Source organism: Alkalibacillus sp. S2W (assembly GCF_046764385.1).
In the GTDB taxonomy this organism is placed as follows: domain Bacteria; phylum Bacillota; class Bacilli; order Bacillales; family Alkalibacillaceae; genus Alkalibacillus; species Alkalibacillus almallahensis.
The window spans coordinates 443,239-459,061 of record NZ_CP177234.1 but is presented as its reverse complement, the minus strand read 5'-3'; the positions used below and the strand labels follow the sequence as shown (position 1 = coordinate 459,061).

Sequence of the window (15,823 nt, the reverse complement as noted above, 5' to 3'; positions counted from 1 at the left end):
CACATCACATATAGGCCTATAATACAAAAAAAGAGGCAGCACTCTGCTACCTCTTTTTAGCCAAGATACTTCATGGCTATTAGTGTTGTATCATCTTCCATATAATCATCTTGTTGTAAGTTAAACCATTCCACTGTTAGATCCATTGAATTCTGATTGTAGAATTCTTTTGTTAATTGTTGTTCGTTAACACCGTCTGAAAACATAAAGAATAATGCACCTGGTTCAAGTGGTTTGGTATGAACATGAACTGGTGCATCCACACCTGATAGATAACCAGGAACTGGGATATTCCGTTGTTTTTTACCTTCAGCATTCACCATAAAAACACTGATATTCCCGACTAAAGCATAAGAAAAAGTGTTTTCATGGTAATTGATTTTCAACAACCCTAAAACACAACCACGTAATTCTTGGCCGAATAAAACATGATTTGCTTTTTCTATAATCTGTTCTAAGGGCTCGTCATGATGGTCCTTAATGACTTCAATGACAGCATCCGCCGATTCCTTAGCAACCTCACCGCTACCTAAGCCATCTGACAGGGCACAGAAAAAACCATCTTCTGTTTCGTGATAAAAAAAAGAGTCACCTGAGTGATAGTTACCTTTCTTCGGTTTTTGAAAAGTCGCAACCTCCATACGGTCTCGCTTTTCAATCAAAATAAAACCTCCAAGTCTTCTTCACTCATTGACTCTCTTAATTTCCTTAAGGCACGTCTTTGTAGGCGTGATACATGCATTTGCGATAAGCCTAATCGTTCACCAGTTTCTTTTTGGCTTAAATTCTCAAAGTACGTACATTCAAGGATTTCACGTTCACGATCACTCAATAATGGTAACATCTTTTCTATAAGCAATTTATGGTCGATTTGTTCATAACCTTCATCTTGTTGCCCTACAAGATCCAATATCGTCACTGTACTACCATCCGCATCAGCTTCAATTTGTCTATCAGTTGATAGTGCATTGTAGCTTTTGCTCATTTCCATAGTTTCTAGCACTTCTTCTTCACTAGCATTTAAATAATCCGCAATCTCACGTACAGATGGCGACTCTTGGTGATCAGTCGTCAACTCTTCAACGGCTGCTTTAATTTTCGGGCCTAATTCTTTAATACGTCTAGGCACATGTACACTCCATGTCTTGTCCCGAATAAACCGCTTGATTTCACCTATAATTGTGGGAACAGCAAATGATTCAAACGATTTACCATAAGAGCCATCATATCGTCTGATTGCAGCCATTAAACCTAGCATCCCGACTTGTACTAAGTCTTCATGGATTTCACTGTTCTTAGAGTACTTTTTTGCTAGAGAATGCACCAAATTCTCATATTGGTATATGATCCGTTCTTGAATTTCCTCGTCTTCTGGATGGTTATGCAAGTACGTGATGAGTTCGTAAATATCTTCCTCATTATTGTGTTGTTGAGATTTGGTCGTCATTCTGCCCCACCTCATTTTCATACAAGAACTTCGTCATGATGACAATAACACCATGATTATTGTTAATTTCGACTTTATCCATTAGGGCATCAATTAAGAAAAGACCGAAACCTCCTTCTCGCATTTCTTCTACTGAAGTTTCTCCATCATTATATGGACCAATTTGTTCGCGGATTTCTTTCAAATCAAAACTGCCACCACGATCAGCAATCATGATTTCAATACGATCATCATACATACCAAAACCAATCGTCACTTCACCTGTGTCTTCATCATAATAGGCATGGTTTACTGCATTCGTAATCGCTTCGGATGTCGCTACTTTCAAATCCTCAATTTCTTCATAAGAAAAACCCATACGGTTAGCGAGGCCAGAGATTGTAAGCCTTAAAACACCAACGAATTCTGATTTAGCCGGCAGTTTCATCTCAACAAAATCGAAAGCTTGCTTCATGTTATTTCACCCTCAACTGTATTTTCAATATTGATCACTTCATTCAAACCAGTAATATTGAATAATCGATAGACATTCTCTTGTAAATTCACTAACTTAAATTCATGACCTTTTTCTTTCGATAATTTCAGCGCACTAATAAAGACGCCTAATCCTGTACTGTCCATGTAACTTACTTTAAGTAAATCAACTTCAACTTTTTGTTTTTCCTCTACTAAACTTAGTAACTTTTCTTTCAGTTGTGGAGCAGTATAAGCATCGATTTCACCTGATAGTTTTAATACACCCACATCTTGTTCAAGATGATCATCGATATGTAAATTCATCATTAATCCCCCATTCTTAATCTCTTTAAGCATTCATACCCGTTTCAGTTATTACTCAAACATACTAATCTTTTCTTTTTATGACAAGTAACGTGAAGTCATCACGTAGTTGAAAATCTTGTAGACGTTCAAAATATTTAAACACACCTTCTACAATGCCTTGAGCATCTAGGTGTGCGAACTGATTTATAATATCTAGAACTTCTTCTTGTTCAATAAAACGTCCATCCACTCTGCATTCAGTCACGCCGTCTGTCAGCAAAATAATTAAATCGCCTGATCGGACGTCAACTTGGCGTTCTTCATATGAAACTTCACCACTCACGCCTAACAGAAGACCCTTTGCATCAATTTCCTCAAATTCACCTGTATCATATCTTAATATGTAACAAGGTTCATGGCCTGCAGAAGCATAATAAAATTGATGATCAGTTGTGTCGTAAAATCCATAAAACATTGTCACGAACATACCTTCTTCTAAGTTACGACCAACCACTCGGTTCAAGGAATCTAATATACGTTGCGGGTTAATTTCATTCTCTGAAAAACTTTCCATCGCAAACTTAATCATCGACATGCAAAAAGCAGCTGGAACGCCTTTTCCGATCACATCTGCAATGGTGATCCCGATATTTCCATCTTCATCTTTAATAAAATGATGATAATCGCCGTTCATTTCTTTGGCTGACACTGATTTTACCCCAATGTCAACTTTTTCATCGGATGGCACTGTAGTTTTTAACAATGTCTCTTGCATATTGGCCGCTACACCAATTTCCGAACGTAATTCGATTTGTTTCTCTCTAAGAACTTGGTGTTCTTGGTAAGCTAAGCCATAAGAAATCATTGTTTCAATCAAAAACTGGAATGAATCACGCACACTTTCGCCCATATTAGGCATAACTTCTTCCAAAGCTTCATAATGTACATTTACGATTTCGTCGGGAGATATATTTTGTTGAATCGATTGTTTACTGAATTGTTCTGCTTGATATAAAATGGCTTCATCACGCGTTTTTAAATACTGCGATAATAACTCTTTATAATTCTGCATATCTGATTCGATTGAGCTCACAGCCAATCCCTCCTACCGAGCCCACTTAATCGCGGTCACCTTGGTTCCATTTTCATCAGATTCTAAATCAAAATGATCCATCAAACGCTTAACGCCAGGCAAACCAGCGCCTAAACCACCCGATGTTGAGTGACCGTCTCTCATTGCGGCACTTAAATCTTTGATACCAGGGCCTTGATCTTGTGCTATAATTTTCAAACCAACTTTAGGAGTGTCACGCACTTCTTCAAATGTAATTTCACCTTCTTCAGTGTACAAATAAATATTACGTGCTAATTCTGAGATAGCCGTCGCAATTCGGGCTTGATCGACTGAACCAAACCCCAGACCTTGCGAAACTTGTCTGCCTGCTTGTCTTGCACCGACAATATCCCATTCTTGCTTAATAACAACAGAGGATAGAGTTCCCTTCATCACTTCTCCTCCAATTCTTGTCTTAACTTAATAATACCCTGCTCCAGATCGAGTGCAGTCGGTACCTCCTTTAAATATATGCCTAGTTCAATTAATGTCATCGATACCGCTGGTTGGACACCAGTAAATACGACTTTAGCCCCCATTAAATCAGCCATGGATACGACATCCCCAAATACTTTTGCGATAAATGAATCTACGACTTCGACTGATGTTAAGTCGATTACTACGCCTGACGCACCAGTATCATGTATTTTACCTAGTAAGTCTTCTTGGAATTTCATAGCTGTTTGGTCATCTAATTCAATTTGAATGGAAACTAATAAATAATTATGGAGTTTTAGAATAGGTACACGCAACTCAATTACTCCTTCCCGACTGAATCTAATATTTCTTCAATATCTTCTGATCTAGAATCCTTTGAGACGATTTGTTGCTCTGTCATTTGAAGAGCTGTCTGGAATCCTTTCTTGAGTGAACTCTTCGTTGGGAATTGACTTAAATCAATTCCTAGATTAACAATAGTCTGCGCAATTTCTGGACGAATGCCGACTAAAATACAGGTTGCTCCTAGTAACCTTACTGCTTCAGCTGCTTGAATAATATGGTGTGCAACCATCGTATCGACTACTGGCACTCCCGTAATATCAATTAATACAACATCTGTACGGTTTTTCACGACACCGTTTAGTAAATTTTCCATGATTAGTTTCGCACGATCTGTATCAATCGTACCTACTAATGGCATAACCGTAATCTCGTCCATTACAGGGATAAGTGGGGCTGACAATTCTTCTAACGCTAATTTCTGCATCGACAGAATATTGTTCCAATTAGTCGAATACTGATTCATTAATCGAATCTTTAAAGGATCAATCCAATTGTTCACACTTTCCATTACCTCAACAAATTCGTCTTTATTATCAGTATCTAACTGATCAAGTACGAACTTAGTACTTTCCGTACGAAATGCTTGAAGCCCCTCAGCAATGTAACCAAACGGCCAGCCTAAATTAACAACCTTCTCGGCAAATTGGTCTAAAGCCTCAAGTTGATTATTCTCTTCTTTCATGCTCTGCATGACCACTTCGGCAAATTCTTTATTCATTTGCTCAACCATGTCACCAGAAATGGTTGACGTGTAATCTTGTAATGAGTCGTTCTCCAACTGACTAATCCAGCGATCAATTAGCTGATCACTATTCTCTAATACGACTTCTTTTACCTTCATGTCGTTCCAAAACCTCCATAAATAGACTATTATTATCAATTTACCACTAAATGATATATTTTTCTACATTATTCTGAAAATTTTAGCCTTTTACGCACTTGCAGTCATTATATCTTTAATTTACAGATACATAAAGTCATGACCACTAATTACATAAAATAGCCAATCACCATGTACCACATACACATGAAAAACCACCTATTGCAAACAATAGGTGGTTCATATGATGAATTATAAATCCATAAGTCCAAGGCTAATTTGCAAGGCGTCATCGACTTGTCCCATCAAAAATTCGTCTAACGTTGTAATTTGATCAGTTAAACGCTGTTTGTCGATTGTTCGTATTTGTTCCAGCAAAATAACCGAATCTCGTTCAAATTCGTACTTTTCAGAGTCAATTTCGACGTGTGTCGGTAGTTTTGCTTTTTGTATTTGTGCTGTAATTGCTGCTACGATGACGGTTGGACTAAAACGATTTCCAATATTGTTTTGTATAATAAGAACCGGGCGAACACCGCCTTGTTCAGATCCTACTACGGGCGTCAAGTCTGCGTAGTAGACATCGCCTCGTTTAACGTACAAGTTATTTACACCCCACTCACTAAGCGCTCAAGAGTGGTTTCAGCCTCCTCTTCAGCTTGGAAAGCTTCAGATGCGATATCTAAGTTGATATTTTTCATTTCTACGTAACCACGGCGCATCTTTTCTTTGATTTGACGTTTCTTCTCTTCTTTGACGTAGCTGTGAACAGCCTGCAAAATGAGTTCTTGATGATTAGAGTGATCTTGCTCTGAGCCAACTAATTCATCGCACTCATTAAGTAAAGACATCGGTAGTTCGACAACCACCTCTTGTGAATTATCAGACATCCTTACACCCCCAACAATTTACGAACAGCAAATCTGTAAGTAGCATAACATTATTCGCTAAGTTTCGTAAAGCGAAATTACGAATGAAATGGGATTTTGACGCTATTTCATTTATTCACGTTATGATAAACTCTCGGAACACGCTGGTTAATCATGCAAGGAATTTCATAGTTGATTGTATCTAAATGCCTTGCCACATCGTCTGTTGTGACAGCGTTCCCTTGTTGTTCACCAATAATAACTACTGGTGTGTCAACTGGAAAATGTTGATCAAGTTTCACCATAAATTGGTCCATGCAGACCCGGCCAACAATCGGATATTTTTTGCCGTTTACTAGAACATGAAATCCTTGTAATTTACGAATCCAGCCATCACCATATCCCAATGGAACCGTACCAATCCATTCTTTCTCCCGAGCGGTATAAGTCGCTCCATAACTAATCGTTTCACCTGGTTCAATTTGTTTAACATGGATCAATCGGCTCTGTAGTGAAAATGCGGGTTTTAATGGAATCTTAATTTCATCGCGCACTAGATCAGAAGGATACAAGCCATACATACCAATCCCAAACCGAACAGCGTCATACATTGATTCCGGAAAACGCATTGCTCCCGCTGAATTACCTAGATGAACTTCTATTTCATCAGTCAAGTAATCTTGGAATTCTGTGATATATTGCTGAAAGCGTGTCATTTGCGTTTCTAGCAAGAGCCGTTCGTCTTCATCAGCTGTTGCAAGATGAGAATAGACCCCTTTTAAAACTAAGGATGTTGATTTCATCGTTGTTAATAAAGCATACGCTTCATCAGCCGACTTTATACCTTGACGGTTCATACCTGTATCAATTTTAAGGTGAACGTGTAACGGTTCTTCCAAGTATTGATCTGCTTTTAAAACCCATTCCAATTGAAAGATTGTCACCATTAAATTGTGTTCTGCCGCAACAGGTGCTTGTTCCGGACGAATCCTACCCAATATAAGAATCGGTACTTCTGGAAACTGTTTTCGTAAATGGACCGCTTCATCAAGCAAAGCAACCGCAAGTTGATCAGCCCCCGCTTCCAAAGCCGCTTGCGCTACTTCAACATCACCATGTCCATAAGCATTAGCCTTAACAACAGCGTATACTTTTTTAGGTGATGGATATCGTTTTTTCATTTGTTTCATATTAAATCGAATCGCGTCTAAATCAATATCAGCCCACGTATCACGGTAAAAAGATTGCGTCATTTAGGACCCTTCTTTATCTTGAATGTTTGTTATTGATATTATCTACCGCTAGATTGCAGGCTGTCAATCACGAACCTCTCTAAAATAAAAACCCGCCTTAAAGACGGGTTGATCTAATCACTCGCTTTACTTCACAACTTGTTGATCAACAGATTGAGCCACTTGAATCATTTCATCTACAGTTAATGAGTCACTCGCGATCACAAAGCGGTTTCCTTCATATTGCCATTCAAGTGAATGATTATTTAAATGACCAACAGCAAACCCTAAATCAACCATGTCACCACTTGCAGTAACAGGGACTTGCAGGCTTGTCGGATAGGATTCGAATTGTTCTTGAACGATAGTGAATGGTTTCTCGCCTTCATAAGACATCATGACGCGTTCACCATTTTCAAATTCAATAACTTCTTCCTTCGCTAATTCGACACCTTCTGGGACGAAATTAGGTTTGTAAACAGTCGCTTCTTGTTCCTCTAATTCTGTCATCGTCGGAACACTGACTGCTCCTTCAGATAAATTCTCATCTGTATCAAATTCACGATCTTCAATATCTGTATTGAATTCAAATGATTCGAAGTCAACTTCTACCATTGTTTCACCGTTTTGATCTTGTACACGAACTAAAGCGGGCTTGTACGAGTCCTTATGGAAATAGACTTCTTGATACGGTAATTGTTGATTACCTTTGTAATTCGTTTTGACCTTAAATACATAGTAGTTATCTGTCATTTGGAATTCTCGGTCACGATCATTCAAAACGTCATTCACAAGCGATGTGTACATATACGGCTGACTATGTTGATTAGGCCAATCGTTTTGAAATTTGTAGCTCTTGTTAATCGAAGGAGTTAATACAAAGACACCTTCATCATTTCTGAGAATCACTTGATTTCCTTTTTCATCTTCAGCATTGTTCATAACCACTTTGAAATAATCATCAGCCTTATGCATGACGTCCACTTCATATTGTTCTGGCTCATCTCCAGTCGACATCGTCATGCTAGCTTTCCCTTTAAAGCTTGACATGTCAGCTACTTGATCGTCTAATGCTTGTAAGACATCATCCACCGTCTCCTCACCACAGGCAGTCAATACCATTACGGCAACCACCGCAGTTACAAAGAGCATTAGTTTTCTTTTCATGCAAACAACTCCTCCGTCTCATTGTTTTATGGCTTGTATCATAGAAACAAGCAATCTATTCAGTTGCGGTGACAATGTGCACATCGGACCTTTTTGTTACCCGCAATACACTATATGAGACAAGGAGTGGGAATATGCAGACGAGCTATGAAGTCTCTTCAATAATTACTTGAGCTATGACATAGTGATCACTATGGGATAGCGAAACATGGACATGTTGACTGTAAACGCCATTAATATAAATTATAGGCCGTCCAGTACCATTAGAAAGTAATTCTATCGATTGGAATGAAACATCTTTTCCTATGCCACACCCCGCTGCTTTACTATATGCTTCTTTCGCAGCAAATCGTCCAGCAATAAACTCTAATCTACGCTTTTCATTTGTATAATGTGATAACACGCTTCGTTCTCTTTCAGTTAATACGCGTTCGATCAGGCGAGGTTGTCGCCATAATAACGTTTGAATCCGGTTTGTTTCAGTCAAATCAACACCAATACCTTGGATCATGAATGTTCACCTGTCTTTCTTATTGCAAGATTGGGAAAAGATTAGTATTCTTAAAGGAAATAATGTGTTTAATAAAGCGAGGCTAACAAGAATGTTTTTCGTACGAACAGAGAGCTTTAAGCAATTTCTTAAATTTTACCCAGTCATATCAACCCTTGTAGCAATCCATATCATTGTCTTCATGATATCAAGTCTATCTATGCCTTTCCGAGAACTAATCGTTGGTTCGAACTTACCGATCTTACTTGACCAACAATACTGGCGGCTTGTCACGCCAATTTTCACACACTTTGAACCCATGCACCTATTATTTAACACGTTTAGTTTAATTATTTTCGGACCTGCCTTAGAGGTCATGCTCGGTCGAATTAAATTCATTTTAGCATATCTTACAGTTGGCATAATGGCTAATGTTGTGACACTATTTTTAGCAGAGATGACTTATGCTCATGTAGGTGCTTCAGGCGCTATTTTTGGCTTGTTCGGTATTTACTTATTTTTATTATTAATGCGCCCCGAATTAATTGATGCTAATAGTCGCCAAATCATTATTGTGATCATTATTGTTGGGGTTGTCTTAACATTTAGACCTGGCATTAATATTTACGCTCATATTTTTGGCTTAATCGGAGGTTTAGCACTCGGTCCGATTTTGTTCGCTCGTTATAAAGGGCATTTCCGCATTTAATTTGAATCACATATAAGGAGTGACACGATGAACAAACAAACAATTGCACCTTATATAGCGATTGTGATCGGCGTTTTAGCTGTTTCCACCTCTGCTATATTTGTTCGACTCGCTGATGCTCCATCGTCAATCACTGCCAACTACCGCTTATTACTAGCTGTGATTATTATGTTACCGTATGTATTATTAAGAAACATCGGTGAATTCCGCAATATATCTAAGCGTGATTGGATTTACTCAGCTGCTGCAGGTGTGTTTTTAGCTTTTCATTTCATCTTATGGTTTGAATCACTCAATCATACATCTGTTGCCAGTTCAGTTGTTCTTGTGACGACACAACCCATTTTCGCATTCATTGGAACGTATTTATTCTTCAAAGAACGATTTACTAGCGGGGCAGTTCTGAGCATGTTAATCGCCTTCACAGGTAGCGCGATCATTAGTTGGGGTGATTTTCAAATTAGTGGTTGGGCGCTCTTCGGTAATTTCCTTGCCTTAATGGGAGCAATCGCGGTTACAGGTTATTTCTTATTCGGACAAAACGTTCGCCAACGCCTATCACTGATGACGTATACTTTTATCGTCTATGGTATTAGCTCTGTTACGTTAATTTTGTATAATCTAGTACTATCTCAACCATTTACAGGGTATTCTAATGATACATGGCTCGTCTTTCTAGCATTAGCTATTATTCCAACATTCTTTGGCCATACTTTATTCAATTGGGCGATTAAATGGGTGAGCGCTTCAACGATTACGATGGGGATTTTATTTGAACCTGTCGGCGCCTCAGTCTTGGCCTATTTCGTACTAGGAGAACTGGTCACGTGGTCACAATTTTTAGGTGGTTCCATAGTTATTGTTGGTTTAATGTTATTTATTATTAGTACATCAAAGAAACGAAAGGTTAAAGTAATTAACGAAAGACAAAATAAGCAATTAAATAGAGGTGAATAAAATGTCTTTTCAACTAATGGTCGATGGCGGTGTTGATCTGCCACAAGGTTTCGCAGACAAGTTTAACGTCAAAACAATCCCACTTAACATTCATTTTAGTGATGGCGTCTATAAAGCAGGCATCGATTTAACGACAGAACAATTTTACGAAAAACTTGATGACACAGATGATTTAGCCAAAACATCAGCACCAAGCCCGAACGATTTCTATGAAGCTTTCAAATCTGTTGATCCAAACACTCCGATTCTATTATTATCCTTATCGAAGAATCTAAGCGCCACTTATCAAAACGCTGTTATCGGACGAGATATGTTGCTTGAAGAGGATGCAGATCGACAAATCGAGATTGTTAATACTACAAGTGCTTCATGTGGTATGGCTCTCTTGTTAAATGAAGCGATCAAACTCAAAATGAAACAGTTTGATTTTCAAGACATTGTTAAACAAACACGCCAAAATGCTGAACGTACAGTGACGCTTTTCTCCCTTAGAACGGTTGAAAATTTAATTAAAGGCGGACGTCTCGATCGTTTCCGCGGAGCTATTGCTAAAACATTAAATATCAAATTACTTATGCGCGCCTCTGAAGAAGGTGAAATTGAAGTCACTGAAAAAATACGTGGCGAGAAGAAAGCACTTCGTCGTTTAGTTGATCAAATTGGCGAATATACAAAGTCACTCGAAGGCAAAACAATTGTTATGTCACAAAGCCGCTGTGAATCTAAAGCTAAGGAAATTATGGGTCAAATTAGAGACCGTTATCACCAAGATGAAGAATATATCGTAGAAATGGGCCCACTCATTGCCAATTATGCTGGTGAAGGCGGACTTGTTATTTCCTTCTTACGTGATGATCAATAAATAAAGCACGACGAGGCAAGGCTCGTCGTGCTCTTTTTATACCTTATTCGGATTTTGGCGCAGGTGAAATAAAGGCAAATATAGCAGCCAATACAGGTAAGATTAAAGATATTAATAAAATCTCAGAATAGCCACCAAGCCAATCATAAAATATACCGAATGGAAGCGGACCTAAAGCGGAACCAACAACCATGACAGATTGCGCTACACTACGAATACTTCCTAAATGTTGTTTACCAAAGTAGTTCGGCCAAACAATATTCAGTGTAATCCGCTCAAAACCATGAGCAGTTCCCCAAATGACGCCATAAATAATGAAGGCGATATTCGTTTGTGTCTGCCATAACCATAGAATCGCAACGATATGAACCACAAATGTCATCGATAACACTATATTAACTTTAAACTTGTCCACTAAATAACCTGTTACAAATGTAATCGGAAAACCGACAATAGCCATTAGCGATAAAACAATGGCTGATAATTCAACCGATAATCCCTTTCCTTCAGAAATAGAAACAAGATGAAAGGTAATGCCTGTGTTTGTTAAAGCTGGCACACTAACACAGAATAAAATCATCCAGAAAGCTCGTGTTTTGGCCGCTTCACGTAACGTCCAGCTTACTTCACGGTCTTCGGTTTCAGGTTGTGAACGCTCTTGTTCCTCTGGCGATTCATCTAATTGTTTCACTTTAAATTGACGGTGACGCATCACATAAAACGCCGTAATCACTAAAGCAGTAAACAACAAGATTCGCCAAAACGCTGATGGTAACCAACCAATCCAATCAATAAAGGCTGTCTCAATGGTCGGGATTAAAGTGACTAACATTAATAATGCCAAACCGATTAATGCAAACGAAGGTAACCGTGACGGATAACGACGATGCTCTTTATGCGGAGTCGATCCATCGATAACTTCACCAATATCTGCTGGTTTATTACGAACAATAAGCAAGACAGCTGGAATAAATATAAGAGCAATAGCTCCACCCCAGATTAACCATACCGTTCGCCAATCAAACGTTTGAATTAAAAAGGTGTTAAGCGGTGGAATTAAAGCTGCCCCTGCAAAACCGCCAATTGTCATCACGCTCAATGCACGTCCACGCTTATGCATAAACCATTGTGGCACCAAGGTATTAGGTAATAAAGTCATCGATCCTTGTCCAAAAATCCTCAACATGAAGAAACCGAAGAACATCATAACTGGTCCTACAATCATGGCATTCCAAACCGTTGCAAATGCTAGTGATGAACCTATGACTAACATCATAATTCTTTGACCATATAAGTCTGTTAATTTACCAATTGTAAACAACAGAAATCCCGCACACAGTGTCGCGGCTGAATAAAGCCCTGAGACTAGTGAACGCGAATAATCAAAATCCTCTATGTAATATTCAATAAAAATCGATATGGCATATGTTTGGCCTGGGCCTGAGAAAAATACGCCCAGCGCAGAAACAGCTACAATAAGCCAACCATAATAGAACGGTGTTTTAATAGGTGGTTGATTCTTCATCATGATCATCCTTCTTTCAATCGTAATCATTCGTAACCCTAATTAGTTTAACATAGCTGCGGTATTTATGAACCATCTATTAAAATGTTAGATTAACAAAAAATACGCCGCATTTGGCTAAGCTTCGCGGCGCATTGGACTTATTCATTTGGACGAACAAATGTAGATAAAGTTTTAACTATAGGTGTTACTTGCTGGCTCAATTGGACCACTTGCCCTAATGTTTTGATTACTTTATCAAGATCTATTTCCCCGTCTTCTTTTTGGAAATAATGCCACAGCCATTCCATCTGATTCGTATTAACCATTGAGTCATTCGGTAAGTATGGCACTTCCATTTGTGTCTGGTATCCCCATTCAGCATAAACAGTCGGATCATAATAATATACGACCGGACTCTGCCATCCGTTATATACATTGGGAGACATCGACCTACCACCTTTCACCTAAGAAGCCTTGATACTCACATTATATGAAGGACACAAGTAGGTGTGCGTCATGAATCTTCATGCATATGTGTTTCAGCAGAACGACCAAGTTTCTTCATAAGCGCAATCGCTTCTTGCTTTTCCTCTTCTGTCAATCCACCCATAAACTGCTCGATTGCTTGCCAATGTTTCGGAAAGATTTCGTTCAGCAAATCTCGGCCAGCTTCTGTTATTTCTGCATAAGTCACACGGCGATCATTAGGTGAGGGCACTCGAGTTAACCAGCCTTTTGCTTCTAAGTTATTCACGACATATGTAATACTCCCGCTAGTTAGAAGGATCCTTTCGCCGATCTTTTGTAAGGGTTGACGTCCTCGGTGATAAAGCAATTCTAATAAGGCAAATTCGCTCGGGTTCAAGCCATAGCGTGTCATATCATGTTGTGCTAAATGATTTAGCGTTCCCGATGCTTTTGATAACACGACAAATAATTTAAGTGACGGGTCTTCTTTGCGGACTTTATATTCTTCTTCGTTCATCCTCATCATCCTTTATCTATGTTACATTAATTATAGATTTTTCGTGCGCACCCGTCAAAACCATTTGGCAATTATTTGAACTAATAAACAAGGAGGAACAATTATGATTGAAGATACAGGTGAACGCGTCATTCCCAAATTGATGGATCCTTTAAACCCGCTACTTTTGGAACATATCGCACGTTACCAATTTGCCTTGCCATATGTACACGGACGTGTCCTTGATTTATCGTGCGGTGCTGGTTATGGCAGTCATATGATAGCGAAACGACGCAAAAAACAAGTCGACGAAGTAGTCGGTGTGGATCTTGACCCGAAGATCATCCAGTACGCAAAGGGTGAATATTATCACCCGAAAACACAATTTGTGGTTGAGAATGCGATTGATGAGACGTTAGTTGATCGATACGGCACTTTCGATGCGATTGTTAGTTTCGAAACCATTGAACATATCGCTGAAGAACAAGCCTTACTCGATAATTACAAACGATTACTAAAACCTGGTGGCACATTAATCGTGTCTACTCCATTCGGCCAGGGACGTGGCATGCCAGTAGGATCACCTTTTCACGTCCATCAATTAACCATCGCTGAATTCCAAGAACTATTTTCTGATTATAATGATGTCGAATTATACTACCAAAACGGTGTCTTAATCGAACCAGGACGTGAAGGTGTACACTATCCACTAGGGATTGCTGTTGCTCAATCGACACAATAAGACAAAAGTTCTAAAAACGGATTTACTTTCCATGACTTTATTATTATACTAAAAACAATAATAACCGTTTTAGGAGTGTCAATTATGTTTAAACGTCAGAAACAATCAGAACCGGTTCTAAATCCAGAAGACTACTTAAATGAAGTCAAAATGAATGCTCATCAAGAGGTAGACTTAAAGAAACAATTAAAAATGGTGAACCTAACATCATATGATCTTGCAACCCTTAAGTCACTCAAACCCCTTGTATCAGAGCATATTGAATCCATTGTTGCACAGTTTTATGCCAATATTGAGCATGAACCTTCCTTGATGCGAATTATTGAGACTAATAGTTCCGTTGAACGACTGAAACAAACTCTAACCCGTCATATCCAAGAAATGTTCAATGGAGTTATTGATGATTCTTTCGTTGAGCAACGTAAGTATATTGCTTATGCTCATGTCAAAATTGGCCTCATGCCTAAATGGTATTTATGTGCCTTTCAAGACTTATTGAATTCTTTTCACGAGATTTATTTTGACCACTTTGAGCATGTGGATGATATTCGCATTGCCCTATCTGCAACATCTAAAATCTTAAACATTGAACAACAACTTGTTTTAGAAACATTTGAACAAGAAAATAACCGAGAACGTCAAGAACATAACAATCGCCAGCAAGCTCTGATTGAGGAAATTGAACGTATGTCAGATGAGCTCGTCGCTGTTTCTAATCAAACAGACGAAGCAACCAAACAATTACTAGAGCATTCGAATGAGATCCATTCATTCTCTCAAACAACAGTTGAAACAGCTTCAACCGTGGAAGACCAATCCTCAACGGGTAAAGCTGACTTAGAACAACAGTTAGTTCAAATTGATTACATAGAAAATCAAATGAATACCATTTTTCGAGATATGGCAGAACTTGAACAAGCATCATCTAAAATCAACGAAATACTTAACTTTATTACAGATGTATCAGAGCAAACGAATCTCTTATCTTTAAATGCCTCCATCGAAGCTGCCCGGGCAGGCGAATTAGGTAAAGGCTTTGCGGTGGTTGCAGAAGAAGTGAAGAAATTATCCGAACAGACGCGAGGTTCAATCGATCATATTACCGAATTAATCGAAACGACGAATAATCAAATTAATCGTGTGTCAGAAAGCGTCTCTGAAACGACGAATCATATCCAGAAAAATAGCGAAAGTATGAAACGTATGGATGCTTTCTTCGATGGCATTCTATCAAATACACATGAGAGTAAAGCCCTTAATGATGAAATGGGTAACAAAGTAGCGCATATTAACGAGATTATTCAGCAACTAAGTGAATCATATAGTGAAGTCAATGAATCAGCTGAGCAACTCGCACAATTAGCTAAAGAACATCATCAGCACGCATAAAAAAATGCC

21 protein-coding genes are annotated in these 15,823 nt (G+C 38.6%); 5 read left to right on the top strand and 16 right to left on the bottom strand.

Going from position 1 to position 15,823, the window contains the following annotated elements:
* Positions 1-56: 56 nt before the first annotated feature.
* The 13 genes from ACKXGF_RS02535 to acpS all read right to left on the bottom strand — a co-directional run bounded on the left by ACKXGF_RS02535 (position 57) and on the right by acpS (position 8,705).
* Positions 57-662 carry a PP2C family serine/threonine-protein phosphatase gene (locus ACKXGF_RS02535; protein WP_411954731.1) on the bottom strand — a complete coding sequence of 202 codons (606 nt, stop codon included), beginning with the start codon at positions 660-662 and terminating at the stop codon, positions 57-59.
* Positions 659-1,447, bottom strand: coding sequence for an RNA polymerase sigma factor SigB (gene sigB / locus ACKXGF_RS02530; RefSeq protein ID WP_167262049.1), 789 nt, complete (start codon positions 1,445-1,447; stop codon positions 659-661). Before sigB ends, ACKXGF_RS02535 begins: the two co-directional genes overlap by 4 nt.
* Positions 1,419-1,901 (bottom strand): anti-sigma B factor RsbW, encoded by a 483-nt coding sequence (gene rsbW, locus ACKXGF_RS02525; RefSeq protein WP_167262050.1) that lies wholly within the window; start codon positions 1,899-1,901, stop codon positions 1,419-1,421. The genes sigB and rsbW overlap by 29 nt, the downstream gene beginning before the upstream one ends.
* Positions 1,898-2,227 (bottom strand): STAS domain-containing protein, encoded by a 330-nt coding sequence (locus tag ACKXGF_RS02520; protein ID WP_167262051.1) that lies wholly within the window; start codon positions 2,225-2,227, stop codon positions 1,898-1,900. The genes rsbW and ACKXGF_RS02520 overlap by 4 nt, the downstream gene beginning before the upstream one ends.
* Positions 2,228-2,291: 64 nt before the next feature.
* A complete protein-coding gene (locus ACKXGF_RS02515; protein ID WP_411954730.1) occupies positions 2,292-3,302 on the bottom strand; it encodes a PP2C family protein-serine/threonine phosphatase in 1,011 nt (336 codons plus the stop codon).
* Positions 3,303-3,314: 12 nt separating this feature from the next.
* Positions 3,315-3,716, bottom strand: a complete 402-nt coding sequence (locus ACKXGF_RS02510; RefSeq protein ID WP_411954729.1) for an anti-sigma regulatory factor — start codon at positions 3,714-3,716, stop codon at positions 3,315-3,317.
* The gene (locus tag ACKXGF_RS02505; RefSeq protein ID WP_167262053.1) at positions 3,716-4,075 is read right to left on the bottom strand and encodes an STAS domain-containing protein; all 360 of its coding nucleotides are present in this window, start codon (positions 4,073-4,075) and stop codon (positions 3,716-3,718) included. Before ACKXGF_RS02505 ends, ACKXGF_RS02510 begins: the two co-directional genes overlap by 1 nt.
* Before the next feature lie 5 nt (positions 4,076-4,080).
* Complete coding sequence (locus ACKXGF_RS02500; protein WP_411954728.1) at positions 4,081-4,947, bottom strand: STAS domain-containing protein; 867 nt, start codon at positions 4,945-4,947, stop codon at positions 4,081-4,083.
* A gap of 231 nt (positions 4,948-5,178) precedes the next feature.
* Positions 5,179-5,529, bottom strand: coding sequence for a type II toxin-antitoxin system PemK/MazF family toxin (locus tag ACKXGF_RS02495; RefSeq protein ID WP_167262055.1), 351 nt, complete (start codon positions 5,527-5,529; stop codon positions 5,179-5,181).
* A 5-nt stretch (positions 5,530-5,534) separates the two neighbouring features.
* Positions 5,535-5,816 (bottom strand): antitoxin, encoded by a 282-nt coding sequence (locus tag ACKXGF_RS02490; RefSeq protein WP_167262056.1) that lies wholly within the window; start codon positions 5,814-5,816, stop codon positions 5,535-5,537.
* Positions 5,817-5,923: 107 nt separating this feature from the next.
* Positions 5,924-7,048: an alanine racemase gene (gene alr, locus ACKXGF_RS02485; protein WP_411954727.1), complete on the bottom strand. Its 1,125-nt coding sequence runs from the start codon at positions 7,046-7,048 to the stop codon at positions 5,924-5,926.
* A gap of 126 nt (positions 7,049-7,174) precedes the next feature.
* Entirely contained in the window at positions 7,175-8,194 is a 1,020-nt protein-coding gene (locus ACKXGF_RS02480; protein WP_167262058.1) for a LolA family protein, read from the bottom strand.
* 145 nt (positions 8,195-8,339) lie between these two features.
* Positions 8,340-8,705: a holo-ACP synthase gene (gene acpS / locus ACKXGF_RS02475; RefSeq protein WP_411954726.1), complete on the bottom strand. Its 366-nt coding sequence runs from the start codon at positions 8,703-8,705 to the stop codon at positions 8,340-8,342.
* 91 nt (positions 8,706-8,796) lie between these two features.
* Between acpS and ACKXGF_RS02470 the strand changes: the two genes are divergently transcribed.
* Genes ACKXGF_RS02470 through ACKXGF_RS02460 form a run of 3 tightly spaced genes read left to right on the top strand, consistent with a single transcriptional unit; the run spans position 8,797 to position 11,212 of the window.
* Positions 8,797-9,393 carry a rhomboid family intramembrane serine protease gene (locus tag ACKXGF_RS02470; RefSeq protein ID WP_411954725.1) on the top strand — a complete coding sequence of 199 codons (597 nt, stop codon included), beginning with the start codon at positions 8,797-8,799 and terminating at the stop codon, positions 9,391-9,393.
* A 27-nt stretch (positions 9,394-9,420) separates the two neighbouring features.
* On the top strand, positions 9,421-10,350 hold the full coding sequence (locus ACKXGF_RS02465; RefSeq protein ID WP_167262061.1) for a DMT family transporter: 930 nt from the start codon (positions 9,421-9,423) through the stop codon (positions 10,348-10,350).
* Between the two features lies 1 nt (position 10,351).
* Positions 10,352-11,212, top strand: a complete 861-nt coding sequence (locus ACKXGF_RS02460; protein ID WP_411954724.1) for a DegV family protein — start codon at positions 10,352-10,354, stop codon at positions 11,210-11,212.
* 43 nt (positions 11,213-11,255) lie between these two features.
* Here ACKXGF_RS02460 and ACKXGF_RS02455 read toward each other — a convergent pair whose 3' ends face one another.
* The 3 genes from ACKXGF_RS02455 to ACKXGF_RS02445 all read right to left on the bottom strand — a co-directional run bounded on the left by ACKXGF_RS02455 (position 11,256) and on the right by ACKXGF_RS02445 (position 13,704).
* A complete protein-coding gene (locus tag ACKXGF_RS02455) occupies positions 11,256-12,740 on the bottom strand; it encodes an MFS transporter (RefSeq protein WP_411954723.1) in 1,485 nt (494 codons plus the stop codon).
* 137 nt (positions 12,741-12,877) lie between these two features.
* On the bottom strand, positions 12,878-13,165 hold the full coding sequence (locus tag ACKXGF_RS02450; RefSeq protein WP_411954722.1) for a YppG family protein: 288 nt from the start codon (positions 13,163-13,165) through the stop codon (positions 12,878-12,880).
* 68 nt (positions 13,166-13,233) lie between these two features.
* Entirely contained in the window at positions 13,234-13,704 is a 471-nt protein-coding gene (locus ACKXGF_RS02445) for a MarR family winged helix-turn-helix transcriptional regulator (RefSeq protein ID WP_411954721.1), read from the bottom strand.
* Positions 13,705-13,807: 103 nt separating this feature from the next.
* Between ACKXGF_RS02445 and ACKXGF_RS02440 the strand changes: the two genes are divergently transcribed.
* A complete protein-coding gene (locus ACKXGF_RS02440) occupies positions 13,808-14,425 on the top strand; it encodes a class I SAM-dependent methyltransferase (RefSeq protein ID WP_411954720.1) in 618 nt (205 codons plus the stop codon).
* A gap of 84 nt (positions 14,426-14,509) precedes the next feature.
* Positions 14,510-15,814, top strand: coding sequence for a protoglobin domain-containing protein (locus ACKXGF_RS02435; RefSeq protein ID WP_411954719.1), 1,305 nt, complete (start codon positions 14,510-14,512; stop codon positions 15,812-15,814).
* The last annotated feature ends 9 nt before the right edge of the window (positions 15,815-15,823 follow it).